Here is a 26,476-nt window from a genome sequence, read left to right on the forward strand (position 1 = left end):
TTCCGGTCCGTCCGGTGGTGGGTTTCGGTCCGCCCGGCTCGGGGTTGCGGTCCCGCGACGCGCGGCGCGCGGGGGCGTGTGAGACTGGCGGGGTCGGGTGGGATCAGGACGTGGGGGGACACGCATGCTGGGGCAGTTGCGCCCGAACTCGCCGCTGTCGGTGGGGCCTTATGTGACGCTGGCCCGGCTCGGGGCGGGCGGTATGGGCGAGGTGTTCCTCGCCCGGCCGGAGCGGCTGGCCGCCGGGTACGGGCCCGAGGATCTGGCCGCCGTGAAGGTGATCCGCGACGAGATGGTGCGGGACGAGGACTACGCGCGCCGCTTCCGCCGGGAGGCGGCGGTCGCCCGTTCGGTGCGCGGCCCCGGCGTGGCCCGGCTGCTGGACAGCGCGGTGGACGCGGACGCCGAGACGATGTGGCTGGCGACCGAGTACGTGCCGGGGCCGACGCTCGCGCGGGCCGTCGGCAGGCACGGCCCGCTGCCGGTCGCGGCGGTCGCCCGGCTCGGCGCGGGGCTCGCCCGGGCGCTGGACGCGGTGCACGCGGCGGGCGCCCTGCACCGGGACGTGAAGCCGGCGAACGTGCTGCTCGGCCCGGACGGACCCCGGCTGATCGACTTCGGCGTGGCCCGCACCCCGTCCGCGACGACGCTGACCGCGACGGGCCGCATGGTCGGCACGCCCGCCTACATGTCCCCCGAGCATGTGGCGGGCGGCCGGCGCGTGGTGGCGGCCTCCGACGTGTTCTGTCTGGCGTCGGTGCTGGCGTACGCGGCGACGGGCCGTGACCTGTTCGGTGACGGGCCCCTCGCGGCGGTCCTGTTCCGGATCGCCGACGCCTCCCCGCCCCTCGACGAACTCCCGCCTCCGCTGCGGGACTTGCTGGGCGCCGCCCTGACCAAGGAGCCCGGGTCGCGGCCCTCCGCGCGCGAGCTGGCGGCACGCCTGGACGCCCTTGCGGACGGGCCCGGGGGCGTCCTGGCGGCGTGGCCCGAGGCGGTGACGCGGGACATCGAGGACGTCGAGCGCGCGGTGGTCCGGCTGTGCGCCACAGGCTCCCCGCTGCTGCCGCTGCCGGCGCCGGACGCCCCCGCCCCGCACGAACTGCCGACGCAGGGCCCGTCCCTGGCCCCGCCCGCCGCTCCCCCGTCCACTCCCTCCGCACCGTCCGCTCCCCCGGCGCGCCGCAGGCGGACGGCGCTCGCCCTGTTCGCGGCGGTGGTCGTGGCGGGCGCGGGCCTCGGCGCGTATCTGGCGCAGCGCGGCCCGGGCGGCGGGAGCGGCACAGGCGGCGGGGCGGCGGCCGGGGCGAGCGCGTCGCCCGGTCCCGCGACGACGCTGACGCCGGCGCAGTTGGTGGCGCGGGCGGGCGTGGACGCGCGGGGCACCGCCGACAGCAGCGGTTACGTACCGCAGTTCCCGGCGCAGCGGCCGCAGGGGTGGCGGCCGTGGCGGGCGAAGCTCGCGGACGCGCCGATGGACTGCGCGGCCGACACGGGCGCACTGGTGTGCCTGCTGACGGACGGCACGTACGAGGCGGTGTCGGCGGCGGACGGGCGCCGGCTGTGGACGTCCGGCACCCCGGTGAAGGACGGCAAGGGCAACGGTGACAGCGAGGCGTTCATCGGCCCCTCGGGCACCCTGTTCGCGCCGGGCTCGGTCATGGAGCCGCTGGTCGTCGGCGGGCGGGCGCTGATCGCGGCGGACGGCGGACTCCAGTCGCGTGACGCGCGCAGCGGGGCGGTGCGCTGGCAGGCGCAGGCCCCGGCGGGGCGCGGCGGTTTCAGCCTCCAGCCGCTGCTCGCGGGCGGCACGGTCGTCGCGGCGCTGGAGTCCGGCCGGGGCACGGCCGCGAACCGGGTGACGGCACACGGATACGCGGCGGACGGCGGGCGCCCAGGCTGGGAGGCGGTGCTCGACCCGCGCCCGGGCGAGGAGGCGGCCATGGCCGAGATCCGCATGTACGGTCTGACGACCGTGCTGGACGGGGTCGGGTACGGGCGGTCGCCGGAAGGGATCGCCGCCGTGGACCTCCGGTCGGGGAAGGTGCTCGCGCGGGCCCGGCAGGAAGGGGGCGGCGGGTGCCGGTCGGTGTTCGCGGCGGGCGGCGCCGTCCACTGCGAGACGCGGCTGCGCCCGGACGGGACCGGCTCGGGCACGAAGGACGAGGTGCGGGTCGTCCGGTACGCGCCGCGCACCCTGAAGGCCCTCGGCACCTACGCGTTCCCGCTCGACCAGGACGACGCGGAGGCGGACGTGCGGGTGACGGCGGCCCACGGCGACCAGGCCCTGGCCCGGGACGCCGACTCGGACGACCTGATCCTCGTGGACGTACGCACGGGTGAGCGGCGGCGGCTGAAGGCACCGGCGCGCGGGGCGACCCTCTCGGACCCGCTGCTGGCGGACGGCCGGGCGGTGTTCGCGGACAACCACGCCCTGTACGTGGTGCCGGTGGCGGACGGCCGGTTCGGCGCGCCGCGCAGGCTGCCGCTGCCGGGCGCCCCCGGTGACCGCGACGCGCCCCTCGACGCCGCGAACGGCTATTTCGTACGGGACATGCCGCGCCCGCCCCGCGTCCTCGTCCTCGGCGGTGTCGCCCACGTCGTCTTCGACACCGGCGCGATCACCTCGGTGCGGCTGCCGTGAGCGGGCCCGTGCCGTGGCGGGGCGCGGTGCGCCGGGTGGGCCCGTACCGGGTGATCGGGCGGGTCGGCGCGGGCGGCATGGGCGAGGTGGTGCTCGCCCGGCGCGAGGTGGCGGGCGGGGTGGCCGGCGGGCCGCTCGTCGCGGTGAAGACCGTGAAGGCGCTGTCCGGCGACGAGTGGGAGGAAGCGGCCGGGTTCCGGGCCAGGTTCCGGCGCGAGATCGAGGCGGCGCGGGCGGTGCGCGGCCCGTACACGGCGGCGCTGCTCGACGGGGACGCGGACGCCGACCCGCCCTGGCTCGCCACGGAGTACGTGCCCGGGCCCTCGCTCGCACAGGCGGTGGCCCGGTGCGGTCCGCTGCCGGTGCCCGCCGTGCGGGAGCTGGGCGCGGAGCTGGCGCGGGCGCTGGCGGCGGTGCACGCGGCGCGGCTGCTGCACCGGGATCTGAAGCCGGGCAACGTGCTGGTGACGGCGGACGGGCCCCGGCTCATCGACTTCGGCATCGCTCGCGCCTTCGACGCGACGGCGCTGACCTCGACGGGCCTGCTGCTCGGCACGCCCGGCTATCTGTCGCCTGAGCAACTGGCGGGCGGGGACGCGCTGGTGCCCGCGTCGGACGTGTTCTGTCTGGGCGCGGTGCTGTGCTTCGCGGCGAGCGGGCGCGGCCCCTTCGACGACGAGGAACCGGCGGCGGTCCTGTACCGCGTCGCGTCGGGCGCGGCGGATCTGACGGAGGTGCCGCCGCTGCTGCGGGAGCCGTTGTCCCGCATGCTCGCCCCTGACCCGGCGCACCGTCCCGCGGTCGCGGAGCTGGTGGCGGAGCTGTCGGCGCCCGACGCCGAGATCCGCTGGCCGGCCGCGTACTTGTCCCTGTTCGCCGCGCATGAGGAGGCGGCCGAGCGGTGCGCGCAGGGCGCGGGTCTCGTGGAGTTGGAGCACGCGGCGACCTCCCCCGCCGCGCCCGCGCCCGCGCTGCGCGTACCGCCGTCGCCGACCGCCGCGTCGGCCCGCCCCGGCCGGAGCGCGGCGCTGGAGTCCGAGGCGCCGGGCCGCTCCCCGCGCCGGCGCCGGTGGCTGGTGGGCGGGGCGGCGGCCCTGGTCACGGCGCTCGCGGTGACGCTCGCCCTCGTCCTGCCCGGCGACGACGCGGACCGGGGCGCCGCCGACGCGAAGACCCCGGCGCCCGCGAAGGCCCTCACGCCCCGCGCCCTGCCCGACGCGGACGCGGCGCACAGCGGTGACTTCACGGCCGCCGCCCTGGACCGCGCGCGGCGCCCCGCGGGCTGGCGGCCCTGGGCGCGCGACATCCGGGGTTCGGGGGCGACGGGCGGCTGCGCGGCGGGCGCGGGGCTGCTGGTGTGCGGCGACGGCGTCGGCGCGGCGCGGGCGCTGGACCTGGCGAGCGGCCGGGAGAAGTGGCGTACGCGGGGCTTCCCGGCGGAGAAGACCCGCGACGACTCGTTCCCCGAGACGCCCTCGGGGGACCCGGCCATCGCGCCGGTCACCGACGGCAAGCGGTTCTACGTCCCTTCGCGCGCCGGACTCCTCGTGCTGAACGCCCGTACGGGCACGGTCCAGTGGTCGTTCCAGCGGATGGGGTTCACCGGTCTGCTGGCGGTGACGTACGCGGGCGGCACGGTCTACACGGCGAACATCGACAACCTGGCGCAGCCGGGCGACGACCTCGTCGAGGTGCACGCGCTGCGCGCCCGGGACGGCAAGGAGACCTGGGCGGGGCACCTGCCGATCCGGGCGCGCGGCCCGCTGGTGGTGCGCGGCAAGCGGCTGTACATGACGCTGTCGGACGGCTCGCCGGCCTCCCTCGACACGGCGGAACGGGTCGCGGAGCCGGTGATCCGGCGCGGCACGTCCTGCACGGGCCTGATCGCCCACGCCGACGCCGTCCTGTGCTGGTCGGACCGGCGCCCCGGCGTCCTGGTCCTCGACCCGGTGACGCTCGCCGTGCGCCGGACGCTCGCGCGAGGCGTCACTCCGGCGGCGGCGCCGGTCGTCGGCGGGCGGGGCGTGCTCGTCGTGCGGGACCGAGGCGGACGCCTCGCGGGGGTGAACGTCCGCTCGGGCGAGGTGAGGTGGCGCAGGGCCGCGCCGGAGGCGACCGGGGCGCTGCTGCTCGCGGGCGGGAAGGCGGTCGCCGTGGGGCGCGCGGAAGTGCGGGTGCTCGACACGGCAGACGGCAGGGCGTCGGGCTCGCTGCGGCTCCCGGCGGCGCGGCCCTCGCTGGGCGCCGGGGAGGCGGCCGAGCCGCTGTGCCTGGGCGGCGCCCTGTATCTGGCGACGCGGGGCGGGGCGGTCGGCACGGTGGCCCTGCCGGGCTGAACGACGGCCCTGCCGCGCCGGGGAGCGCGACAGGGCCGGGGCCGTACGAGGTCGGAGCCGTAAGCGGCCGGAACTGTACGGAGGTTGGAGCCGTACGGGGTCGGAACCCTGCGGGATCGTGCGGCAGAGCCGGTCAGGCGACGGCCGCGCCCGTGCCCCGCGCGCCGCCGAGGTAGTCACGCAGACCCGCGTCGTCGTACAGGGCGAGATCCACGTACGCGCCCTTCGGCACGTGCAGGTCGACGGCGGTGCGGTCGACGGCGGCCGGGGTGGAAGGCGCCGCGTACGTGCCGAGCCGGTGCGCGACGCCTCCGTACACGGCCGTGACCTGTACGTAGAAGGTGTCGTCGTCGTTCTTCGTGTCGTAGACGCGCAGTTGGCCGTCCTCGGGGTGGAACTCGGCCTTGCCGAGGTATTCGCCGTCGCGCGTGACGTCCAGTTTGACGCCGTAGCCGCCCGCGTCGCGGCCGAACACCGTGCCGCCGAAGGGGTCGGCGAGGTCGCCGCCGGCGCACGGGCAGGTGCCGGTGTCGCGGTAGTGCGCGGTCACCGTGGGGTTCGGGCTGTATGCCTGGGCCGGGGCCACCGCCGCGCCGAGCAGCGTGCCCACCGCGAGCGCCGCGCCCGTGCACAGCTTGGCGAGGCGTCGGGTCACCTTCATAGAGAGCGTCTCCTCCTGGGAGCCGGGAGTGGGGGGACAGATGCCGCCCGACAGGCTCCGGGGGCGGCATCCGTCCACGATGTCAGACGCGGGGGCCGGCGCCCCGGCGACGACACCCCGCCTCACAGCGCCCCGCGACAACCGTCACGAACGCCCCACATCCCCCGCCCGCCGCCCCACCGCCCCGGGCCCTCCGCGCGGCGGCCCAACAGGGCGTCCCCGCCTCCGGGTTGCCCGCATACCGGGCTGCCGGAGCGCCGGTGATCACATTAGGCTGCACGGGTGACCACCGATGCCGTCGAACTGACGTTGCTGTCCGACGTCGCGTACCGGGGCCGGGAGATCACCGCGCCCCGGCTGCGCGCGCTCCTCGCGCTGCTCGCGGCGGACCTGCGCTCCGGCTGCGGCACGGCCCGCCTGATCGCGGGGCTGTGGCCGGACGAGGAGCCCGAACGCCCGGCGAAGGCCCTCCAGGTGCTGGTGTCGCGGGCCCGCGCGCAGCTCGGCGCCGACGTCGTCGAGAGCACGCCCACCGGGTACCGGCTGGCGCTGCGCGACGAGCAGGTCGACGCGGCGGCGCTCGCCGTGCACGCCGCGGTGAACGCGGCCCGCGCCCGCGCCGGGGACCACGCGGCGGCGCTGGCCGCGGCGGACGCGGGACTCGCCCTGTGGCCGGACGGGGAGGCTGCGGGCGCGGCGGGCGAGGACCTGTACGACCCGGTGGCGGCGCTGCGCGCGGAGCGGGCGCCGGTCCGCGCGGCGCTGGTGCGGGGCCGGGCGCTGGCGCTCGCGCGGCTCGGGCGGCACGCGGAGGCGGCGGGCCCGCTGACCGAGGTGGCGGGGGCGCAGCCGCGCGACGAGGAAGTGCTGACGGAGCTGCTGCGGACGCTGGCGGCGACGGCGGGCCCCTCGGCGGCGCTCGCCCGTTACGAGGAGTACCGGCGCGGGCTGCGCGACACGCTCGGCACCGACCCGGGCCCGCAACTCAAGTCCGTACAGCAGGAGTTGCTGAGCGGTGAGGCGCCGAAGGTGCGGCACGGCGTACCGCACGAGACGAACCCGCTGCTGGGCCGCGACGACGACCTGGCGGCGGTGACCGCGCTGCTCGACGGGCACCGGGTGGTGTCGGTGGTCGGCCCCGGCGGGCTCGGCAAGACCCGGCTCGCGCACGCGGCCGCCCGTTCGGCGTCGCAGCCGGTGGTGTACTTCGTGCCGCTGGCGGGCGTGAGCGCCGGGGCCGACGTGGCGACGGAGGTGGCGTCCGCGCTCGGCGCGGGCGACGGGCCGGGGGTCGGCGGCGCGGCGTCGTCGGGCGATCCCGTCGCGGCGGTCCTCGGCGTCCTCGGCACCGGCCAGGCGCTGCTGGTCCTGGACAACTGCGAGCAGGTCGTCGAGGGCGCCGCCGCGTTCGTACGGGACCTCGTCGCGGCCGGCGGCGGGGTGCGGGTCCTCACGACGAGCCGGGCGCCGCTCGGCCTGTCGTCGGAGGCGGTGTACGCCCTGCCGGAGCTGGACCTGCCCGCGATGGTCGAACTGTTCACGCAGCGGGCGCGGGCGGCGCGGCCCGGCGTGGAGCTGCCGGCGGAGCCGGTGCGGCGGCTGTGCCGGCACCTGGACGGGCTGCCGCTCGCGGTGGAACTGGCGGCGGCCCGGGTGCGGGTGCTGTCGGTGGCGGAGATCGACCAGCGGCTCGGCGACCGGTTCGCGCTGCTGCGCGGCGGCGCCCGGGACGCCCCGGAGCGGCACCGCACGCTGCACGCGGTGGTCGAGTGGAGCTGGAACCTGCTGGACGAGCAGGCCCGCGCGGCGCTGCGCGCGCTGTCCGTCTTCCCCGGCGGGTTCACCGCGGACGCGGCCGGCGCCCTGCTCGACGGCGACGCCCTGTGGCTGCTCGAACAGCTCGGCGACCAGTCGCTGCTCCAGACCGCGGAGACCGAGAGCGGCCTGCGCCTGCGGATGCTGGAGACCGTACGGGAGTTCAGCGCGGCGCGGCGGGCGGAGGCCGGCGAGGACGAGAAGGTGACGGGCCGGTTCCTCGGCTGGGCCCGGGAGTTCGGCGGGCGCCACCACGAGGCGCTGTTCGGGCCGGACCTCTCGGTGTGGTCGGTGCTCAGGCCCGAGCAGGACAACCTGGCGCACGCGCACCGGCTGGCGCTGGCCCGCGGCGACCTCCCGGTGCTGGCCGCGACGACCGCCGTGCTCGGCTGCCTGTGGTCCACGGAGGCGAGCTACCAGCGCCTGCTCGACCTGACGGCGGAGACCGGTCACCCGCTGTCCCACTACCGCCCGGAGCCGGACGCCGTGGACGTGCTGCGGACCGCGGTCACGGTGTGCACGGCCAACCTGTTCATGGGCCAGGGCCCGCACGCCGTACGGCACTTGGTGGTGCTGCGCAGGCTGCCCGAGCCCGATCCTGACACGCTGGGCCGGGCCCTCGCGGTGGTGCTGCGCGCGCTCCCTCGGATGCGTCCGCCGCACTACACGGAGCTGGAGCGGCTGTGCGCCGACGACCGCCCCCTGGTCGCCGGGATCGCCGCGTGCGTCGCCTCGTACGTCTGGGAGGGCGAGGGCGAGCAGGACCGGGCGCTGGCGGCGGCGCGCCGGATGGTGGGGGCGCTGCGCCCGCTCGGCAGCCCGATCGCGTCGGTGATGGGGCAGGGCCGGCTGGGCGAGCTGTGCCTGCGCGCGGAGCGCGGTGAGGAGGCGTACCGGGCGCTGCGCGACGCGCTCGCCGTCCTGCTCGAACTGGGCTCCCGCGACTCGCTCGGCGTGCGGGAGGCGCTGGGCCTCGCCTGTGTGCAGCGCGGGGCGCTCGAAGAGGCGGAGGAGTGGCTGCGCCAGGCCGAGGCGGAACGTCCCGCGGGCGGTGTCGCCTCGTACGCGGCGGGGCTCGGGCGCGCCGAGATCGCGCTGGCGCGGGGCACGACCGAGGTGGGCCTCGGGCTGTGGCGTGCGGCGGTGGAGCAGGCCGAGGAGGAGGTCCGCACGTTCACGGCCGACCCGTTCTTCGCGCAGTGGCTGCTGTCGGCGCGGGCGGTGGCGCTCACGGCGCACGCGTGGGCGGGGCGGCTTGAGCCGGTGGCGGCGCTGCACGTACGGCTGCGGGAGGAGGTCGCGGGCCTGCTGGCCGGGCCGTCCGGCGGCGCGGGCGAACTGCCGCTGCTGGGCTCGCTGTTGCACGCGCTGGGCGTCGCGGGTCTGGTGGCGGGCGAAGACCCGGGCGTGTGCGTACGGCGGATCGCGCTGGCGGAGCGGATGCGGGCGCTGCGGCAGGCGCCGACGATGGCGGCGGACCGGGCGCGGGCGGCGGCCGTGGACGCCGACGGGGCGGCGTACGCCGACGCGGTGTCGGAGTATGCCGCCCTCGCGGGGGACGCGCTGCGGGCCGCGGCCCGCGCGCTCGTCCCGGTCACTGCTTCGGGTCGCGGTTGAAGACGGCCTTGGACCAGCGGTGTCCGAGGACGCCGAGGCCGAGGCACCAGGCGACGGCGAGCCAGCCGTTGTGCCCGATGTCGGTGCCGAGGAGCAGGCCGCGCAGCGTCTCGGTGACGGGCGTGAAGGGCTGGTACTCGGCGATCGGCCGGAACCAGCCGGGCATCGCGTCGACGGGCACGAACGTGCTGGAGATCAGCGGCAGGAAGATCAGCGGCATGGCGTTGTTGGAGGCGGCCTCGGCGTTGGGGCTGACCAGGCCCATGCCGACGGCGATCCAGGTGAGCGCGGTGGCGAACAGGACGAGCAGGCCGAGGGCCGCGAGCCACTGGAGGACGCCCGCGCCGTGCGAGCGGAAGCCGATGGCGACGCCGACCGCGCCGACGAGGACGACGCTCGCCACGCACTGCAGGACGCTGCCGACGACGTGCCCGGTGAGGATGGAGCCGCGGTGGATGGCCATGGTGCGGAAGCGGGCGATGATGCCTTCGCTCATGTCGGTGGAGACGGAGACGGCGGTGCCGATGGTGGTGGAGCCGATCGTCATCAGGAGCAGCCCGGGCACGAGGTAGGCGACGTAGGCGGCGCGGCCCCCGCCGCCGAGCCCGGCGCTCATGGTGTCGCCGAAGATGTAGACGAACAGCAGGAGCAGCATCACCGGGGTGAGCAGCAGGTTGAGGGTGAGCGAGGGGTAGCGGCGGGCGTGCAGCAGGTTGCGGCGCAGCATGGTCCACGAGTCGCGCACGGCGAGGGTGATCCGCGAGGGGGCGGCGGGGCGGGCGGTACGGGCGGGGGCGGTGGGGTGGGCGGTGGTGGTCATCGCAGGGCCTCCTCGGCCTCGTCGGCGGACACGGTACGGGCGGGCTGCGCGGGATCGATGGCGGTGGCGTCGGCGTCGGGCGTGCCGGTGAGCGCGAAGAAGACGTCGTCCAAGTCCGGCGTGTGGACGGTCAGTTCGTCGGCCTGGACGCCGGCGCCCTCCAGCCAGTCGAGGATGGCGCGCAGTTCGCGCTGGCTGCCGCCGGAGGGGATGTGCAGGGTGAGGGCGTCGTCGTCGGCGGTGGTGCCGCGCAGGGCCCCGGCGGCGGCGCGGTAGGCGGCGGGATCGGTGAAGCGCAGCCGTACGTGACCGCCGGGCACGAGCCGCTTCAGCTCCTCGGCGCTGCCCTCGGCGGCGATGCGCCCCTGGTGCAGGACGGCGATGCGGTCGGCGAGTTCGTCGGCCTCCTCCAGGTACTGGGTGGTGAGGAAGACGGTCACGCCGTCGGTGACGAGCGCGCGGACGAGCTGCCACATGGAGTGCCGGGAGCGCGGGTCGAGGCCGGTCGTGGGTTCGTCGAGGAAGATGACGCGCGGGCCGCCGACGAGGGTCATGGCGATGTCCAGGCGCCGCTTCATGCCGCCGGAGTAGGTGGCGGCGGGCTTGTCGGCGGCGTCGGTCAGGTCGAACCGCTCCAGGAGTTCGGTGGCGACCCGGCGCCCTTCCTTGCGGGGCAGGTGGTGCAGGTCGGCCATGAGCAGCATGTTCTCCCTGCCCGTGATCAGCCCGTCCACGGCGGAGAACTGGCCGGTGACGCCGATCTCGGCGCGGGCGGCGGCGGCCTCGCGGGCCAGGTCGAACCCGGCGACGCGCAGGGTGCCGGCGTCGGCGGAGACGAGGGTGGAGAGGATCTTCACGGCGGTGGTCTTGCCGGCGCCGTTCGGGCCGAGGAGCGCGTACACGGTCCCGGCGGGGACGTGCAGGTCGATGCCGTCGAGGACGAGCTTGTCGCCGTAGGACTTGCGCAGTCCGGTGGCCTCGATGGCGGGGGGTCGTGGTGCCGGTGTCGTCGTCATGCCCCAGAGCTTGCGGGGCGGCGCATTCACGGCGGTTTCAGCGCGGTTTCAGCGCGGCCGGGCGGGCGGGGGCGTGCAAGGCGCGTGATGCGGGGTACTCGCGCGGCACCCGGCTCGCCGCGCACGCGGGGGCCGAACACGACACGCCTGAGGGGGAGTTCATGGTCCGCTCCGCTCGTCCACGGCGCGTCGCGTCCCGCGCGCCCCCTTACGCACGAGTAGGTGGCCTCGTACCGGATTGCCCGCCGCGCGGGCGTGGAAGGCTCCTGCGGTACGCGGTGCGTCCGTCCCTCGCACGCGCCCCCGGCACCCTCGACACCCCGGCATCCCCGGCACCTTCGGCACCCCGGTACGGCGAACGGCCCGTGCCCCGTTTCCGCGATTCCGACATCCCCGGCGGACAGGAGCGGTCATGCCCGCACCACAGCACTCGTCCCGGTCCCCGAAGAACAGCGCGCCCCCGGGCCCCCCGGCCCCGCACGACCCTTCTTCTACGCAAGAGCCCGCACCCCCCGCCGAAGCGGCCCCGCCCCCGCGGGCGCCCCGGGCCCGAAAACCGGCCACGCGGAAGAACCCGGCGAAGAAGGCGGCGCCGAGAACCGCGAAGACCCCGGCGTCGAAGACCCCGGTACCGAAGACCCCGGCATCGAAGACGGCCCCGCCCACCACGGGCCGTATCCCCGTCCGCGACATCAGGCCCCTGGTCGATCACGGCAGGCGCCCGGCGAAGGCGGTGGTCGGGGAGACGTTCGAGGTGACGGCGACGGTGTTCCGGGAGGGGCACGACGCGGTCGCCGCCAATGTCGTGCTGCGCGCCCCGGATGGCCGCCGTGGCCCGTGGACGCCGATGCGCGAACTGGCGCCCGGCACCGACCGCTGGGGCGCCGAGGTCACCCCCGACGCCACCGGCCACTGGACGTTCGCGGTGGAGGCGTGGGGCGACCCGGTGTCCACCTGGAGGCACGCGGCAGGCATCAAGATCCCGGCGGGCATCGACACCGAACTGGTCCTCGAAGAGGGCGCGTTGCTCTATGAGCGCGCGGCGAAGGACGTGCCGGAACCCTCCCGCGAAACGGTTCTGCAAGCCGTGGCCGCGCTCCGCGACCCCGCCCGCCCCGCCGCCTCCCGCCTCGCCGCCGCCCTCACCCCGGACGTGGACGCGGTCCTCGCCCGCCACCCGGTGCGCGAACCCCTCACCGTCAGCGAGGAGTTGCCCCTGCTCGTGGAGAGGGAGCGGGCGCTGTTCGGGTCCTGGTACGAGTTCTTCCCGCGCTCGGAGGGCGCGGTCGTCGAACCCGGCAAGCCCCCGGTCAGCGGCACGTTCGCCACCGCCGCCGAACGGCTTCCCGCCGTCGCGGAGATGGGCTTCGACGTGGTCTATCTGCCGCCGATCCACCCCATCGGCACCACCCACCGCAAGGGCCCCGACAACTCCCTCTCCCCCGGCCCCGACGACGTGGGCGTGCCCTGGGCGATCGGCTCACCGGACGGCGGCCACGACGCGGTCCACCCGGACCTCGGCACGCTCGCGGACTTCGACGCGTTCGTCGCCCGCGCCCGCGACCTGGGCCTGGAGATCGCGCTGGACTTCGCGCTCCAGTGCTCGCCCGACCACCCCTGGGTCCAGCAGCACCCCGAGTGGTTCCACCACCGGCCCGACGGCTCGATCGCGTACGCGGAGAACCCGCCGAAGAAGTACCAGGACATCTACCCGATCGCCTTCGACCAGGACATGCCCGGGCTGATCGCGGAGACCACGCGCGTGCTGCGGCACTGGATGGACCACGGGGTGCGCATCTTCCGCGTGGACAACCCGCACACCAAGCCCGTCGTCTTCTGGGAGCGCGTGATCGCGGACATCAACGCGACGGACCCCGATGTCATCTTTCTGGCGGAGGCGTTCACCCGCCCCGCGATGATGCACACGCTGGCGCAGATCGGCTTCCAGCAGTCGTACACCTACTTCACCTGGCGCAACACCAAGCAGGAGCTGACGGAGTACGCGCTGGAGCTGTCGGGGGAGGCCGCCGCGTACATGCGGCCCAATTTCTTCGTCAACACCCCCGACATCCTGCATGCCTTCCTCCAGCACGGCGGGCGCCCCGCGTTCGAGCTGCGGGCCGTTCTCGCCGCGACGCTCTCCCCCGCGTGGGGCGTCTACAGCGGCTATGAATTGTGTGAAAACGCCCCGCTACGGCCGGGCAGCGAGGAGTATCTGCACTCCGAGAAGTACGAACTGCGGCCCCGTGACTGGGAGTCGGCGGCGCGCGAGGGCCGCACCATCGCCCCGCTCCTCGCCACCCTGAACGAGGTCAGGCGCCGCAGCCCGGCCCTGCGCCGGCTGCGGGGCACGCACTTCCACCACGCCGACAAGGACGAGGTGATCGTGTACTCCAGGACCGCCCGTGACGCCCACGGCTCGAACACGGTTCTGGTCGTCGTCAACCTCGACCCGCACCACACCCAGGAGGCGACGGTCTCGTTGGACATGCCGCACCTGGGCCTCGGCCCGCACGAGACGGTCCCGGTCCGCGACGAGCTCACCGGCACCACGTACCACTGGGGCAGGACGAACTACGTACGCCTCGAACCGGGCCGCGCGCCCGCGCACATCCTCACCGTGCTGCGCCCGGACGGCGACGCCGCGACGCGCACTCCGGCAGCACCGGGAACTTCGGAGGGTCACCCACACCATGATCATGAATGAGCCGGTCCAGGACACCTTCGAGGACACCCCCGCGAAGGACCGCGACCCCGAGTGGTTCAAGCGCGCCGTCTTCTACGAGGTCCTCGTCCGCTCCTTCCAGGACAGCAACGGGGACGGCGTCGGGGACCTCAAGGGCATCACCGCGAAACTCGACTACCTCCAGTGGCTCGGCGTGGACTGCCTGTGGCTGCCACCGTTCTTCAAGTCGCCGCTGCGCGACGGCGGTTACGACGTGTCGGACTACACGTCGGTGCTGCCTGAGTTCGGGGACCTCGCGGACTTCGTGGAGTTCGTGGACGCGGCGCACCAGCGCGGCATGCGGGTCATCATCGACTTCGTCATGAACCACACGAGCGACCAGCACGAGTGGTTCCAGCAGTCCCGCAGCGACCCGGAAGGCCCGTACGGCGACTTCTACGTGTGGGCCGACGACGACAAGAAGTACGAGGACGCGCGGATCATCTTCGTGGACACCGAGGCGTCCAACTGGACCTTCGACCCGGTTCGCAAGCAGTACTACTTCCACCGCTTCTTCTCCCACCAGCCGGACCTCAACTACGAGAACCCGGCGGTCCAGGAGGAGATCATCGGCGCGCTGCGGTTCTGGCTCGACCTCGGCATCGACGGCTTCCGGCTCGACGCGGTCCCGTACCTGTACGCGGAGGAGGGCACGAACTGCGAGAACCTTCCGGCGACCCACCAGTTCCTCAAGCGGGTCCGCAAGGAGATCGACGAGCACTACCCGGACACCGTCCTGCTCGCGGAGGCCAACCAGTGGCCCGAGGACGTCGTCGACTACTTCGGCGACTTCCCCTCCGGCGGCGACGAGTGCCACATGGCGTTCCACTTCCCCGTCATGCCGCGCATCTTCATGGCCGTGCGCCGCGAGTCGCGCTACCCGGTCTCCGAGATCCTCGCCAAGACCCCGGCCATCCCGTCCTCGTGCCAGTGGGGCATCTTCCTGCGCAACCACGACGAGTTGACGCTTGAGATGGTCACCGACGAGGAACGCGACTACATGTACGCGGAGTACGCCAAGGATCCGCGGATGCGGGCCAACATCGGCATCCGCCGCCGCCTCGCGCCGCTCCTCGACAACGACCGCAACCAGATCGAGCTGTTCACCGCGCTGCTGCTCTCCCTGCCCGGCTCGCCGATCCTGTACTACGGCGACGAGATCGGCATGGGCGACAACATCTGGCTCGGCGACCGCGACGCGGTCCGCACCCCGATGCAGTGGACGCCCGACCGCAACGCCGGCTTCTCGTCCTGCGACCCGGGCCGCCTCTCCCTGCCCACGATCATGGACCCGGTGTACGGGTACCAGGTGACGAACGTCGAGGCGTCCATGTCGTCGCCCTCGTCGCTGCTGCACTGGACGCGCCGCATGATCGAGATCCGCAAGCAGAACCCCGCGTTCGGCCTCGGCTCGTACACCGAACTCCCCTCCACCAACCCGGCGGTGCTGGCGTTCCTGCGCGAGTACAAGGACGACCTCGTGCTGTGCGTCCACAACTTCTCGCGTTTCGCGCAGCCGACGGAGCTGGACCTCCAGACGTTCAGCGGGCGGCACCCCGTCGAGCTGATCGGCGGCGTCCGCTTCCCCGCGATCGGTGAACTGCCGTACCTGCTCACGCTGGCGGGCCACGGCTTCTACTGGTTCCGGCTGCGCAAGGAAGCCGCCTGACGCACCGGCAGACCGGCATCGGGCTCGTGCGGGGTCGGGTGCGGGCCTCGCCCGGGGCCCCGGCTCGTGCGGGCCCGGAAGAAGGCCCGCACGAGCCCGGAAAGCCGCGCCCGCCCGGTTTCCTCCCCGGCGCCCGGGGCACTCTGACCCAGTACCGCGTACGGCACCGGGCCCGCCCCGAGCGGCGTTCCCGGCCCCGCACACCCCGCCTCGGCACGTCCCCCTCCCGAACCGCTCTCGGCCCGGGACCCCAGCGGCCCCGGGGAAAGGACGCGACGCCATGTCGGAAGCCGCAGCCCGCCCGCTCGTCCCGGCGGAGCACCCGTCCGCCCTGCTGCTGTCCCTGGAACCGCTGCTGCGCCAGTGGCTGCCCAGACAGCGCTGGTTCGCGGGCAAGGGCAGGCCGGTCTCCGGCTTCACCCTCGAATCGGCCACCCAACTGCTGCCGCGCGCCGGGCTGTTGCATCTGCTGGTCCGCGTGCACCAGCCACCGGCCGACGAGTCCGGCCCCGGCGACTGCTACCAGCTCCTGCTCGGCACCGCCGACGCGCTGCCCCCGCAGCTCGCGCCGGCCGTCCTCGGCCACGTCACCCACGGGCCGCTCGCCGGACGCGTCGTCCACGAGGGGTTCCAGGACCCGAGGCTCGCGGCCGTCCTCATGGAGCGGCTGCGCATACCCGGCGCGCTCGGCTCGCTCCGCTTCCACCGCGGCCCGCACGGGCACATACCCAGGGGCCTCACGGCCCGCCCCCTCCAGGCCGAACAGTCCAACTCCTCGGTGGTGTACGGGGATCAGCTCATCGCCAAACTCTTCCGCCGGGTCGTGCCCGGTATCAACCCGGACCTCGAACTGCCCCTCGCGCTCGCCCGCGTCGGCTGCGACCGGGTGCCGGCGCCGGTCGCCTGGTTCGAGACGGGCCCGGCCACCGGCGCGGCGGGCCCCGGCCCCTCCGCGCCGGGCACCGTGCTCGGGACGACGACCCTCGGCCTCGTACAGCCCTATCTCGCGGGCGCCGACGACGGCTGGGACCTGGCGCTCAAGCACCTCAGCGACGGCGCCCGGTTCAGCGACGAGGCCCGCGAGCTGGGGCGGGCGACCGCCGAGGTGCACACCGCGCTCGCGGAGGCCCTGCCGTCCGTCACCCAGACCCGCGCCCCCACCGAACAGCTCGCCGAGGCGATGACCGCGCGCCTGGAGGCGACGGCCCGGCAGGTCCCGGCGCTCGGCCCCTACGTACCGGGGCTGCGCGCCGCGTACGCGGAGCTGGCCGCGCTCGCCGCCGACGGCCGCACCTGGCAGGCGCAGCGCGTCCACGGCGACCTGCATCTGGGCCAGTGCCTGCGCGATCCGGCGGGGCGCTGGCGGCTCATCGACTTCGAGGGCGAGCCGTCCCGTCCGCTCGCCGAGCGCCGCCTGCCGCACCCCGTGCACCGCGACATCGCGGGCATGCTCCGCTCGTTCGACTACGCCGCCCGCGCCGGCGCCCCCGCATCCCGCGGCACGGACTGGGCGGGCGCGTGCCGGGCCGCGTACTGCGCGGGGTACGCCGAGGTCACGGGCGCCGACCCGCGCACCGAGCCCGTGCTGCTGCGCGCGTACGAGACCGACAAGGCCGTCTACGAAGCGCTGTACGAGGCCCGGCACCGCCCCGACTGGCTGCCCGTGCCGCTGGCCGCGCTCGCCCGGCTGGCCAAGGAATCGACTCCGTAGCGGCCCGTCCGCCCCGCCCCGGCTGCCGCGACGGCCACCCCGAAGGAGGCCCACTTCCGTGACCCCCCGGCCCACCGACACCCCGCCCGCTCCCCCGCCCGCGGCGCCGGTCCCCGACGAGGACCGCGCGCGCCTGCTCTCCGGCACCCACCACGACCCGCACGGGGTGCTCGGCGCCCATCCGTCCGGTACGGGTGTCGCGTTCCGCGCGTTCCGTCCGTACGCCCGCGCGGTCGCCGTCACCACTCCGGCCGGGCTGCGCGCCGCACTGCACGACGACGGCGACGGCTTCTTCTCGGCCCTGCTCGACCTGCCCGACGTCCCGTCCGGGTACCGCCTGGAGGTCACGTACGAGGACACCACCCAGCGCGTCGCGGACGCCTACGGCCTGCTGCCCGCGCTCGGCGAACTCGATCTGCACCTGATCGGCGAGGGCCGCCACGAACGGCTGTGGGAGGCGCTGGGCGCGCGCCCGATGGAGCACCAGGGCGTGTCCGGCACCCGGTTCACGGTGTGGGCGCCGAACGCGCGCGGGGTCCGCGTCGTCGGCACGTTCAACTTCTGGGACGGCGCCGCCCACGCGATGCGCTCGCTCGGCTCGTCGGGCATCTGGGAGCTGTTCGTCCCGGACGTCGGCGAGGGCGAGCTGTACAAGTACGCGATCACCCGCGCCGACGGCAGCACGACGCTGCGCGCGGACCCGATGGCGTCCCGTACGGAGGTGCCGCCCGCGAACTCCTCGGTCGTGCACGCCAGTCACCACGTCTGGCAGGACGACGACTGGCTGGCCCGGCGCGCCGAACGCCCCGCGCACGAGGCGCCCTTCTCCGTCTACGAGATCCATCTGCCGTCCTGGCGCCCGGGCCTGACGTACCGCCAACTGGCCGACCAGCTCCCTGCCTATGTCTCCGAACTGGGCTTCACGCATGTGGAGTTGATGCCGGTCGCGGAGCATCCCTTCGGCGGCTCGTGGGGCTATCAGGTCACCGGGTTCTACGCGCCGACCGCGCGGCTCGGCACCCCGGACGACTTCAAGTACCTGGTCGACGCGCTGCACCGGGCGGGGATCGGCGTGCTGATGGACTGGGTGCCGGCGCATTTCCCGCGCGACGAGTGGGCGCTCGCCCAGTTCGACGGCCAGGCCCTCTACGAGCCCAGCGACCCGCAGCGGGCCGCGCACCCGGACTGGGGCACCCTGGAGTTCGACTACGGGCGCCGCGAGGTACGGAACTTCCTGGTCGCCAACGCCGTGTACTGGTGCGAGGAGTTCCACATCGACGGCCTGCGCGTCGACGCGGTCGCCTCCATGCTCTACCTCGACTACTCCCGCGAGGACGGCCAGTGGACACCCAACCGCTTCGGCGGCCGGGAGAACCTCGACGCGGTCGCCTTCCTCCAGGAGATGAACGCCACCCTCTACCGTCGCGTCCCCGGCGTCGTGACGATCGCCGAGGAGTCCACGGCCTGGGACGGCGTCACCCGCGCCACGCACCACATCGGCCCGGGTGGCTTCGGCGGGCTCGGCTTCGGCCTGAAGTGGAACATGGGCTGGATGCACGACTCGCTCGCCTACATGGCCCACGAGCCGGTCCACCGCAGCTACCACCACCACGAGATGACCTTCTCGATGGTCTACGCGTACAGCGAGAACTACGTCCTGCCGATCTCCCACGACGAGGTCGTCCACGGCAAGCGGTCGCTCGTCTCGAAGATGCCCGGCGACTGGTGGCAGCAGCGCGCCGGACTCCGCGCCTACCTGGCCTTCATGTGGGCGCACCCCGGCAAGCAACTCCTCTTCATGGGCCAGGAGTTCGCGCAGGGCGCCGAGTGGTCGGAGGCGCACGGCCCCGACTGGTGGCTGCTCGATCCCGCGTACGGGGCCGAGGCCGACCACCGGGGCGTCCGCGATCTGACCCGCGACCTCAACAAGGTGTACCGGCGGACGCCCGCGCTGTGGGAGCGCGACACGGACCCGGCGGGGTTCGCGTGGGTGGTGGGCGACGCGGCGCAGGACAACGTCTTCGCGTTCCTGCGCCGCGCCGCCGACGGCACGCCCCTGCTGGCCGTGTCGAACTTCTCGCCGGTGGTCCGCGCCGAGTACCGCCTCGGCGTCCCGGACGACGTGCCCGCCTGGCACGAGGTCCTCAACACCGACGCGGCGCCCTACGGCGGCAGTGACGTCATCAACCCCGACCCGGTCAAGCCGGAGCGGGAACCGGCCCACGGCCGGCCCGCGTCCCTCCGGCTCACCCTGCCCCCGCTGGCGACGGTCTGGCTGCGCCCGTGACGGCCCGGGGACCGTCGCCCGGCCAGGCCGTCCGGCGGGGTCAGCCGGCGGTCAGCGCGGCCGGTACCGGCTCCCGGTGCAGCACGCCGAGCCGCTGGGTGGCCCGGGTGAGCGCCACATAGAGGTCGCTGGTGCCGAACCGCCCGGGCTCCACCACGAGCACCGAGTCGAATTCGAGCCCCTTGGCCTGGCGCGGGTCGAGCAGCACGACGGGCCGCGTCAGGTCAGGTTCGGCGCCCGCCTCGACGCCGCCCGCCTTGGCGGCCAGCTCCTCGTGCAGCTCGCGCGGGGCGATCACCGCGAGGCGCCCCTCATCGGGCGTCAGCTCGGCGACCGCGTCCGCGACCGCGCCGGGCAGGTCGTCGACGGCCCGCACCCAGGGCCGTACGCCCGTGGAACGCACCGAAGCGGGCGGCTCGTACCCCGGCACCGCGTCCCGCAGGACACGGGCCGCGAGGTCCATGATCTCCTTCGGGGTGCGGTAGTTGACGCCGAGCCGGGTGTGCTCGAAGCGGTCCTCGACGTAGGGCGCGAGGATGTCCGCCCACGCGCCGACGGCCGCCTCCTGCGAGGTCTGCGCCGGGTCCCCGACGAGCGTCATGGAACGCGTCGGGGAGCGCCGCATCAGCAGCCGCCACGCCATCGGCGACAGCTCCTGCGCCTCGTCGACGATGATGTGCCCGAACGCCCAGGTGCGGTCGGCGGCGGCCCGCTCGGCGGCGCTGCGGTGGTCCTCGTCCTCGTACCAGTCCGCGACCCGCTCGGCGTCGATGATGTCGTGCGCGGCCAGCACCTCCGACTCGTCCTCGTCCTCGAACTCGTACGTCTCCGAGCCCTTCGACAGATCGAGCACGCCCTGCGCGTACGCGATGCGCTCCTGCCGGGCGGCCTCGGCTGCGGCCCGTTCGGCGCTGTCGTCGTGGCCGAGGAGTTCGGCGGCCTCGTCGAGCAGCGGCACGTCGGCGGGCGTCCACGGCTGCTCGCCGTCGCCGCCGGGGGTGGCGGGGCGCCGGATCGCGTCGGCGTCGGCGGCCGGGAGATGCGTGGGCTCCTCCAGGTAGGCGGCGAGGAAGCCCTGCGGGGTAAGGGCGGGCCACAGCTCCTCGATCGCCGCGTGTACGTCGGGGCTCGCGGCGACCGCCTTGCCGAGCTGCGCGAGGTCGTCGGGCCCGAGGAAGTTGAATCCGCCGTAGGGGTCGGCGCCGATGCGCTCGGCGAGCTGGTCGGTGAGCGCGTCGATCACGCGGAAGGCGAAGTGCGGGCGCGCGAGGTTGTGCGGGAGCTTGGTGTCACGGGCCGCCTGCCGGGCCTCGTAGGCGATCTCCCAGTCAAGGACCAGGTCACCGTCGTCGTGCGGGATGATCAACGGCTCGCCGGGCATGGGCAGTTGCTGCCGGTCGGCGACGGCCAGCTCCAGCGCCTCGGCCATCGCGGCGGAGCCCTTGACGGCGGCGGCGCGGGCGCTGTCGGTGCCGTGCGCGTGGACGCCGGGGAACAGCTCCCCGACCGTGGCGAGGAGCACGCCGGTCTCACCGAGCGCGGGCAGCACCTCGCTGATGTACTTCAGGAACGCCGGGTTGGGGCCCACGATCAGCACCGCCCGCTTGGCCAGCAGCTCCCGGTGCTCGTACAGCAGGAACGCGGCCCGGTGCAGCGCCACCGCGGTCTTGCCGGTGCCGGGGCCGCCCTCGACGACGAGGACGCCCTGATGGGCGTGGCGGATGATGCGGTCCTGCTCGGCCTGGATGGTCTGCACGATGTCGCCCATGCGGCCGGTGCGGGCCGAGTTCAGCGCGGCGAGCAGCACGGCGTCACCGGTCGGGTCCTCGTGCCCGGTGCGTTCGGCGTCGTCCAGGTCGAGGATCTCGTCGTGGAGTTCGGTGACGGTACGCCCGTCGAGCGTGAGATGCCGGCGCCGCCTGATCCCCATCGGCGTATGCCCGGTGGCGAGATAGAAAGGCCGCGCGACGGGCGCCCGCCAGTCGATCAGGATCGGCGTGCGCTCGGTGTCGTCGGCGCGAATTCCGATACGGCCGATGTGATGCGCGGTGCCGTCCTTGAGATCGATACGGCCGAATGCGAGGGAACCCTCCACCGCGTTCAGCGCGGCGAGCAGTCCGGAGCGCTCGACGACCAGCAGATCCCGCTCAAGACGGGCCTGCTGACCGGTCCCGACCGGCGTGATCGCGTCCCGGACGGAGTCCGCGGCGACGCCGCGCAGCTCATCGACGCGGGCATAGAGCCGGTCGATGTATTCCTGTTCTTTCTGCAATTCGCGGCTGTCCCGGCTTGACAAAACAACTCCCTGCCCGGTACTGTGAGTTTTGTTGGCCCCCATCGAGGGGCCTTTTCTGTGGGCACACAGAAACATCGAATATACCCCGGGCGGGGCCTCTTTCCAAGCCGGGACGACCGTTTCCCGAACCGCCTCCTTTTCCTGTCGGGTTCCTTGCCGGTGTCTTGTCGGTTTCTCGCCGGTTTCTTGTCAGGCTTCCCGTCAGACCGCTTCGGCCAGTTCCTCCAGCAGTCGCCGCTTGGGCCGCGCGCCGACGCGGGACCACACCGGCTCCCCGTCCTTGAACACCATCAGCGTCGGCATCGACAGCACCCCGTACCGCGCCGCCGTACCGGGGTTGGCGTCCACGTCGATGGCGACGACGTCCAGCCGCTCCCGCTCCTCGTCGGCGATGGCGCGCAGCACCGGGGCCAACTGCCGGCACGGCCCGCACCAGGTCGCCGTGAACTCCACCAGCACCGGCCGGCCCGCCGCGAGCACCTGCTCGTCGAACTCGGCCTCGGTGATCTCCCGCATGCTCACTCCTCGTCTCCTGCCGGGTCCATGGCCTCGGCCAGCTCGCAGCGCGGGGCAGGCGGCTCCTGGTCCGCCAGTGCGGCGAGTGCCGCCTCCGCGCGCCCGAGCTGGGCGCCGACCTGATCCCGTACGGTGGTCAACTCCGCGATCAGCGCGTCCAGTTCGGAGAGCTTGGCCCGGTACACGGCGACCGACGCGGGACACGAGTCACCGTGCGGATGCCCGGCACGCAGGCACTCCACGAACGGCCGGGTCTCCTCAAGCTCGAACCCGAAGTCACGCAGCGTCCGGATCTGCCACAGCGCGCGCAGGTCCGACTCGTCGTACTCCCGGTGCCCGTGCCGGTCCCGCCGCGCGGGCAGCAGCCCACGCGACTCGTAGTACCTGAGCGTCCGCGTGGTCGTACCGGCACGGTCCGCGAGCTCTCCGATGCGCATGCGACGACGCTACGGGTTGACGCCCACGTCAACGCAACACCCGCCACCCCGAGATCCCCGCCCCCCCCGCGATCCCCGCCATGCAGCTGACCCGCCGCGTCTCGTACGCCGTGCGGGCGCCCGGGGCTCCTCCCCTCGAACCCCCTCGGGACGGCGGCCCCGGCTCACGGCCAGTCGACGAGCGCCGCGAAGACGAGGGACGTGAGGAACACGCCGGCCGGCGCCGCCATCGCGAACCGCACCCGGCGCGCCGCGTACCGCTGCTGCCACGGCAGCAGCCACGCCGTGGCGAGCAGCAGCAGCGAGACGGTCATCCCCCACCCGAACACGGTGTGCGCCCGCGCGAAGCTCGCCTCGAACCGGGTCCCCTCCCGGCCGTCGCACGCGTCGCACGCCATCTGACCGAGCCCGGCACAGATCCAGGCGACGAACGCCGCGGGCAGCGTCACCACCGAGGACACCGCCGGCGCCACCCACTGCCGCCACGCCACCCTCCGTGCGGCCGGTATCCGAACGGGCTCCGCGACACATTCGTACGTCATGTCTCCATCAAAGTCCCCCCACTCCGCACCCACCTGAGTGCGCCTACTCAGACCCCGTACTCAGTCGGCCCGCAGCCGCCCCCTCGGCGCCGCGCGGCCCTCATCCCTCCCCGAACGACACCTCCTCCGCCGTGACGACCGCGGCCGTGCGCCCGGGCGCGGTGCGGAAGCGCCAGGCGAGGTTGGTGTGGGTGACGACCTGGGCCGGCGGCGGCGCCCCGTACGCGGTCAGGTCCTCGGTGGTGTGCGCGTCGGCGACCAGCGTCACGTCGTATCCGCGCGCGAGGGCGCCGTGCAGCGTGGCGTTGATGCAGCAGTCCGACTGGGCGCCGGTCACCAGGAGATGTCCCACGCCGTGCTCGGCGAGCAGCGCCTCCAGGTCGGTGGCCTCGAAGGAGTCCGGGTACGCCTTGGGCACCAGCGGCTCCCCCGCGCCGCGCGGCCCGAGCGGCGCGGCGAACTCCCATGCCTCGCTGCCCGGCTTGAGCCCGTCGTCCTCCTGCCGCACCCACACCACCGGCACGCCCTCGGCTCTCGCCCGGTCGGCCAGCTCCGCGATCCGCCCGATGACCGCGTCCCGCTCGTGCGTGCCTTCCAGCACCCCGTTCTGCATGTCGATGACGAGCAGGGCGGTGCCTGGCCGGTCGGTCAGTGTCGTCACGTGTGCCTCCAGAAGAAGGGATGTCCAGCGCTCGATTCCACCTGCTGTCACAGTAGAGGCACCCACTGACAACGAGGCCCGGGACGCCATCGCCCCGGGCCTCACCCCCCTCTGCACGCTCCGCCGCGCGCCGCCTACCGCCGCGCTCCGGCCTCCGCCGAAGCATCGTCCTGGTCCGCATGGTCCGCGGACCCGGAGCCGTCGTGCGCGGCCGCCGCCACCGACACGGCCCCGCCTCGCTCCTTGCGCGGCAGCAGCACTGCCACCAACACGGTCCCGACGCCGAGGATCACCGCGCCGACGACACTGGTGTGCGCGACCGCGTCCGAGAACGACGAGCCCACGGCCTCCGCCATCTTCCGCGCGCCACCGGCCAGTTGCGTGGCCTGCTCCTTCAACTGCGCCGCCTGCTGCGGGTCCTTGGCGCCCGCCGCCTGCTCGGCCAGCTTGTGGGCCTGCGCTCCGATGTGCTGCGCGACCGCGTACCCGGCGCCCACCGAGTCCTGCGCCGTGGACAGCGCGTCACCCGGCAGCTTCGTACCGGACGCGGCGTCCGACAGGTTCGAGGAGTACGAACCGGCGAGCACCGAGCCGAGGATGGCGATGCCGAGCGAACCGCCCAGCTCCAGGGAGGTGTCGTTGACGGCACCGCCGACGCCCAGCTCCGACTCGGGGAAGGCGCCCATGATCGCGTCGGTGCACGGCGACAGCGCGAGGCCGATGGCGAGCCCGAGGATGATCAGCGGCAGCACGAAGTCCCCGTACGTGGAACCCTCGTCGATCCGCGTCAGCAGCGCGAGCGCCGCCGTGCCGCCGACCATGCCGGCCGTGACCGTGATCTTCATGCCGATGCGCGGCGTGAGGTACCCGGTGAGCGCCGACCCGACGAACACGGCACCGGCCAGCGGCAGCATCCGTACGCCGGTCTCCAGCGGGTCGTACCGCAGGACGAACTGGAGGTGCTGCGTGAGGAAGTAGAACGCGCCGAAGACGGCGAGGAAGAAGAGGGCGACGGCGAGGTTCGACCCGGCGAACCGCCGGTCGGCGAAGCGCCGCACGTCGAGCACGGGCCGCGGGTGCCGCAGCTCCCACGCCACGAACGCCACCAGCGCCACACCCGCCACCACGGCGGCCCCGATCGCCTTGGCGTCCCAGCCGAAGTGCGGACCCTGGATGATCATGTAGACGAGCGCGCCGACCCACACGACGGACAGCAGCCCGCCGACGTAGTCGATCCGGCTGTGGTGCGCGGCCTTCGACGGCGGTACGAGGAAGAGCGCGCCGAGGATGGCGACGACGGCGACCGGCACGTTGATGAGGAACGTGGACGCCCAGCCGTGGCTGCGCAGCAGCGCGCCCGCGACCAACGGGCCCGCGGCGATGGCGAGTCCGGCGGTGGCGGTCCACAGCACGATGGCCCGCCCGCGCTCCCGCTTGGGGAAGGTCGCCGCGAGCAGCGACAGCGTCGCCGGCATGATCATGGCGGCGCCGACACCCATCACGGCCCGCGCGGCGATGACCCCGCCCGAGCTGTCCACGAGCGACCCGCCGACCGCGCCCCCGCCGAACACGACGAGCCCGAGCACGAGCGCCCCGCGCCGGCTGTACTTGTCGCCGATCGCGCCGAGCAACAGCATCAGGGCCGCGTACGGGACGGTGTAGCCGTCGATGACCCACTGGAGGTCGGAGCTGGAGAGCCCGAGGTCCTCGGTCATGTCGGGCGCGGCGACGGTCAGCGCCGTGTTGGCCATCACGATGATCAACAGGCTCAGGCACAGCACCAGCAGTGCCCACCAGCGCCGGGCGTAGGGCCGGTCCATGGTGTCGACCGGCTCGTTCATGACGAGTCGCATGAGGCGGATCCCCCTCAGGAAAAGAACAGACAGCAGAAGTTGCACAGCCCTGTGCAATTACACACGACTGTGCAATGTACCTCGCTGCACAGTGGTGTGCAAAACGGCTGGAGGGAGTGGGTGTCGCGCCGCGTCAGAGGCAGGCACAATGAACGGCGTGACTTCCGTACGGGCCGACGCGAACCGCCGGCGCATCCTCGACGTCGCGCTGGCCGAGCTGCTGCGCGACCCTGACGCGTCCATGGACCAGATCGCCCGCGCGGCGGGGGTCGTACGTCGTACGGTGTACGGCCATTTCCCGAGCCGGGACGCGCTGGTGGGCGCCCTGGTGGACGATGCCGCCCAGGCGGTCGCGGAGGCGCATCGGGCGGGCCGCGCGGACGTCGAGGATCCGGCGGAGGCGCTGGCCCGGTCGACGCTGGCCATCTGGCCGATCGCGGACCGCTACCGGCTGCTGGTCCATCTCGCGCAGCGCAGCGTCACGATGGAGGGCATCCGGGCCCGCCTGGCGCCGGTACGCGAGGTCTGTACGAGCCTGCTCCGACAGGGCCTGGATAGCGGCCGTTTCACGTCACCTTTGCCGGCCGAGGCGTTGTCGTACGTGCATGAGCAGGTCCTCTTCGGCCTGATGGAAGCTGTCAACGACGGCGCGCTCCCGCCGCAGGACGCGGCCCGCGCGGCGGTCGTTACGGTGCTTTCCTCGGCGGGCTATCCCCCGAAGGACGCGGAACTCCTGGCGGACGCGGCCCGCTGAGCGGGTTTCGGGGAAAGGTCCGTAAACGCGAAAAAGCCCTGGACGGTAACCCGTCCAGGGCTTTCTCTCAACAATAGTTCGGCGGCGTCCTACTCTCCCACAGGGTCCCCCCTGCA

General features: G+C 74.2%; 17 protein-coding genes. 8 read left to right on the plus strand and 9 right to left on the minus strand.

From position 1 onward, the window contains the following. The first annotated feature begins 124 nt into the window (after positions 1 to 124). Positions 125 to 2,644 (plus strand): protein kinase domain-containing protein, encoded by a 2,520-nt coding sequence (locus ACZ7LY_RS21085; RefSeq protein WP_471626169.1) that lies wholly within the window; start codon positions 125 to 127, stop codon positions 2,642 to 2,644. After that, positions 2,641 to 4,980 carry a protein kinase domain-containing protein gene (locus ACZ7LY_RS21090; protein ID WP_471626170.1) on the plus strand — a complete coding sequence of 780 codons (2,340 nt, stop codon included), beginning with the start codon at positions 2,641 to 2,643 and terminating at the stop codon, positions 4,978 to 4,980. The genes ACZ7LY_RS21085 and ACZ7LY_RS21090 overlap by 4 nt, the downstream gene beginning before the upstream one ends. A 133-nt stretch (positions 4,981 to 5,113) precedes the next feature. On the opposite strand, the gene ACZ7LY_RS21095 is transcribed toward ACZ7LY_RS21090, so the two are convergent. After that, on the minus strand, positions 5,114 to 5,641 hold the full coding sequence (locus ACZ7LY_RS21095) for a hypothetical protein (protein ID WP_471626171.1): 528 nt from the start codon (positions 5,639 to 5,641) through the stop codon (positions 5,114 to 5,116). Positions 5,642 to 5,923: 282 nt separating this feature from the next. Here ACZ7LY_RS21095 and ACZ7LY_RS21100 point away from each other — a divergent pair, with 282 nt between their 5' ends. Continuing rightward, the gene (locus ACZ7LY_RS21100; RefSeq protein ID WP_471626172.1) at positions 5,924 to 9,073 is read left to right on the plus strand and encodes an ATP-binding protein; all 3,150 of its coding nucleotides are present in this window, start codon (positions 5,924 to 5,926) and stop codon (positions 9,071 to 9,073) included. Here ACZ7LY_RS21100 and ACZ7LY_RS21105 read toward each other — a convergent pair. Together ACZ7LY_RS21105 and ACZ7LY_RS21110 are read right to left on the minus strand one after the other, a co-directional pair. Next, on the minus strand, positions 9,051 to 9,893 hold the full coding sequence (locus tag ACZ7LY_RS21105) for an ABC transporter permease (protein ID WP_471626173.1): 843 nt from the start codon (positions 9,891 to 9,893) through the stop codon (positions 9,051 to 9,053). The two genes, ACZ7LY_RS21100 and ACZ7LY_RS21105, sit on opposite strands and share 23 nt — an antisense overlap. After that, positions 9,890 to 10,909 (minus strand): ATP-binding cassette domain-containing protein, encoded by a 1,020-nt coding sequence (locus ACZ7LY_RS21110; protein WP_471626174.1) that lies wholly within the window; start codon positions 10,907 to 10,909, stop codon positions 9,890 to 9,892. The genes ACZ7LY_RS21105 and ACZ7LY_RS21110 overlap by 4 nt, the downstream gene beginning before the upstream one ends. 412 nt (positions 10,910 to 11,321) lie before the next feature. Between ACZ7LY_RS21110 and ACZ7LY_RS21115 the strand changes: the two genes are divergently transcribed. The 4 genes from ACZ7LY_RS21115 to glgB all read left to right on the plus strand — a co-directional run bounded on the left by ACZ7LY_RS21115 (position 11,322) and on the right by glgB (position 19,301). Then, positions 11,322 to 13,616 carry an alpha-1,4-glucan--maltose-1-phosphate maltosyltransferase gene (locus tag ACZ7LY_RS21115; RefSeq protein WP_471626175.1) on the plus strand — a complete coding sequence of 765 codons (2,295 nt, stop codon included), beginning with the start codon at positions 11,322 to 11,324 and terminating at the stop codon, positions 13,614 to 13,616. Further along, positions 13,603 to 15,303: a maltose alpha-D-glucosyltransferase gene (gene treS, locus ACZ7LY_RS21120; RefSeq protein ID WP_471626176.1), complete on the plus strand. Its 1,701-nt coding sequence runs from the start codon at positions 13,603 to 13,605 to the stop codon at positions 15,301 to 15,303. Before ACZ7LY_RS21115 ends, treS begins: the two co-directional genes overlap by 14 nt. A 280-nt stretch (positions 15,304 to 15,583) precedes the next feature. Further along, positions 15,584 to 17,014: a maltokinase N-terminal cap-like domain-containing protein gene (locus ACZ7LY_RS21125; RefSeq protein ID WP_471626177.1), complete on the plus strand. Its 1,431-nt coding sequence runs from the start codon at positions 15,584 to 15,586 to the stop codon at positions 17,012 to 17,014. A gap of 58 nt (positions 17,015 to 17,072) precedes the next feature. Continuing rightward, positions 17,073 to 19,301 carry a 1,4-alpha-glucan branching enzyme gene (gene glgB / locus ACZ7LY_RS21130; protein ID WP_471626178.1) on the plus strand — a complete coding sequence of 743 codons (2,229 nt, stop codon included), beginning with the start codon at positions 17,073 to 17,075 and terminating at the stop codon, positions 19,299 to 19,301. A 40-nt stretch (positions 19,302 to 19,341) separates the two neighbouring features. Here glgB and ACZ7LY_RS21135 read toward each other — a convergent pair whose 3' ends face one another. The 6 genes from ACZ7LY_RS21135 to ACZ7LY_RS21160 form a co-directional block, all read right to left on the minus strand. Next, positions 19,342 to 21,573, minus strand: a complete 2,232-nt coding sequence (locus ACZ7LY_RS21135; protein ID WP_471626179.1) for a HelD family protein — start codon at positions 21,571 to 21,573, stop codon at positions 19,342 to 19,344. Between the two features lie 225 nt (positions 21,574 to 21,798). Further along, a complete protein-coding gene (trxA, locus tag ACZ7LY_RS21140; protein WP_471626180.1) occupies positions 21,799 to 22,113 on the minus strand; it encodes a thioredoxin in 315 nt (104 codons plus the stop codon). Positions 22,114 to 22,115: 2 nt separating this feature from the next. Then, positions 22,116 to 22,550 (minus strand): MerR family transcriptional regulator, encoded by a 435-nt coding sequence (locus ACZ7LY_RS21145; protein ID WP_471626181.1) that lies wholly within the window; start codon positions 22,548 to 22,550, stop codon positions 22,116 to 22,118. Positions 22,551 to 22,714: 164 nt separating this feature from the next. Continuing rightward, positions 22,715 to 23,092 carry a hypothetical protein gene (locus ACZ7LY_RS21150; RefSeq protein WP_471626182.1) on the minus strand — a complete coding sequence of 126 codons (378 nt, stop codon included), beginning with the start codon at positions 23,090 to 23,092 and terminating at the stop codon, positions 22,715 to 22,717. A 100-nt stretch (positions 23,093 to 23,192) separates the two neighbouring features. Next, positions 23,193 to 23,753 (minus strand): cysteine hydrolase family protein, encoded by a 561-nt coding sequence (locus ACZ7LY_RS21155; protein WP_471626183.1) that lies wholly within the window; start codon positions 23,751 to 23,753, stop codon positions 23,193 to 23,195. A 134-nt stretch (positions 23,754 to 23,887) separates the two neighbouring features. After that, positions 23,888 to 25,606: an MFS transporter gene (locus tag ACZ7LY_RS21160; RefSeq protein ID WP_471626184.1), complete on the minus strand. Its 1,719-nt coding sequence runs from the start codon at positions 25,604 to 25,606 to the stop codon at positions 23,888 to 23,890. Positions 25,607 to 25,754: 148 nt separating this feature from the next. Between ACZ7LY_RS21160 and ACZ7LY_RS21165 the strand changes: the two genes are divergently transcribed. After that, complete coding sequence (locus ACZ7LY_RS21165) at positions 25,755 to 26,360, plus strand: TetR/AcrR family transcriptional regulator (protein WP_471626185.1); 606 nt, start codon at positions 25,755 to 25,757, stop codon at positions 26,358 to 26,360. The last annotated feature ends 116 nt before the right edge of the window (positions 26,361 to 26,476 follow it).

Source organism: Streptomyces sp. NPDC107550, from assembly GCF_055639095.1.

Coding starts and splice junctions, on each gene's coding strand:
- ACZ7LY_RS21115 (WP_471626175.1), top strand. CDS start 11,322: ATGCCCGCACCACAGCACTCGTCCCGGTCCCCGAAGAACAGCGCGCCC.
- ACZ7LY_RS21150 (WP_471626182.1), bottom strand. CDS start 23,092: ATGACGTACGAATGTGTCGCGGAGCCCGTTCGGATACCGGCCGCACGG.
- ACZ7LY_RS21085 (WP_471626169.1), top strand. CDS start 125: ATGCTGGGGCAGTTGCGCCCGAACTCGCCGCTGTCGGTGGGGCCTTAT.
- treS (WP_471626176.1), top strand. CDS start 13,603: ATGATCATGAATGAGCCGGTCCAGGACACCTTCGAGGACACCCCCGCG.
- ACZ7LY_RS21145 (WP_471626181.1), bottom strand. CDS start 22,550: ATGCGCATCGGAGAGCTCGCGGACCGTGCCGGTACGACCACGCGGACG.
- trxA (WP_471626180.1), bottom strand. CDS start 22,113: ATGCGGGAGATCACCGAGGCCGAGTTCGACGAGCAGGTGCTCGCGGCG.
- ACZ7LY_RS21095 (WP_471626171.1), bottom strand. CDS start 5,641: ATGAAGGTGACCCGACGCCTCGCCAAGCTGTGCACGGGCGCGGCGCTC.
- ACZ7LY_RS21125 (WP_471626177.1), top strand. CDS start 15,584: ATGTCGGAAGCCGCAGCCCGCCCGCTCGTCCCGGCGGAGCACCCGTCC.
- ACZ7LY_RS21105 (WP_471626173.1), bottom strand. CDS start 9,893: ATGACCACCACCGCCCACCCCACCGCCCCCGCCCGTACCGCCCGCCCC.
- ACZ7LY_RS21160 (WP_471626184.1), bottom strand. CDS start 25,606: ATGCGACTCGTCATGAACGAGCCGGTCGACACCATGGACCGGCCCTAC.
- ACZ7LY_RS21165 (WP_471626185.1), top strand. CDS start 25,755: ATGAACGGCGTGACTTCCGTACGGGCCGACGCGAACCGCCGGCGCATC.
- ACZ7LY_RS21110 (WP_471626174.1), bottom strand. CDS start 10,909: ATGACGACGACACCGGCACCACGACCCCCCGCCATCGAGGCCACCGGA.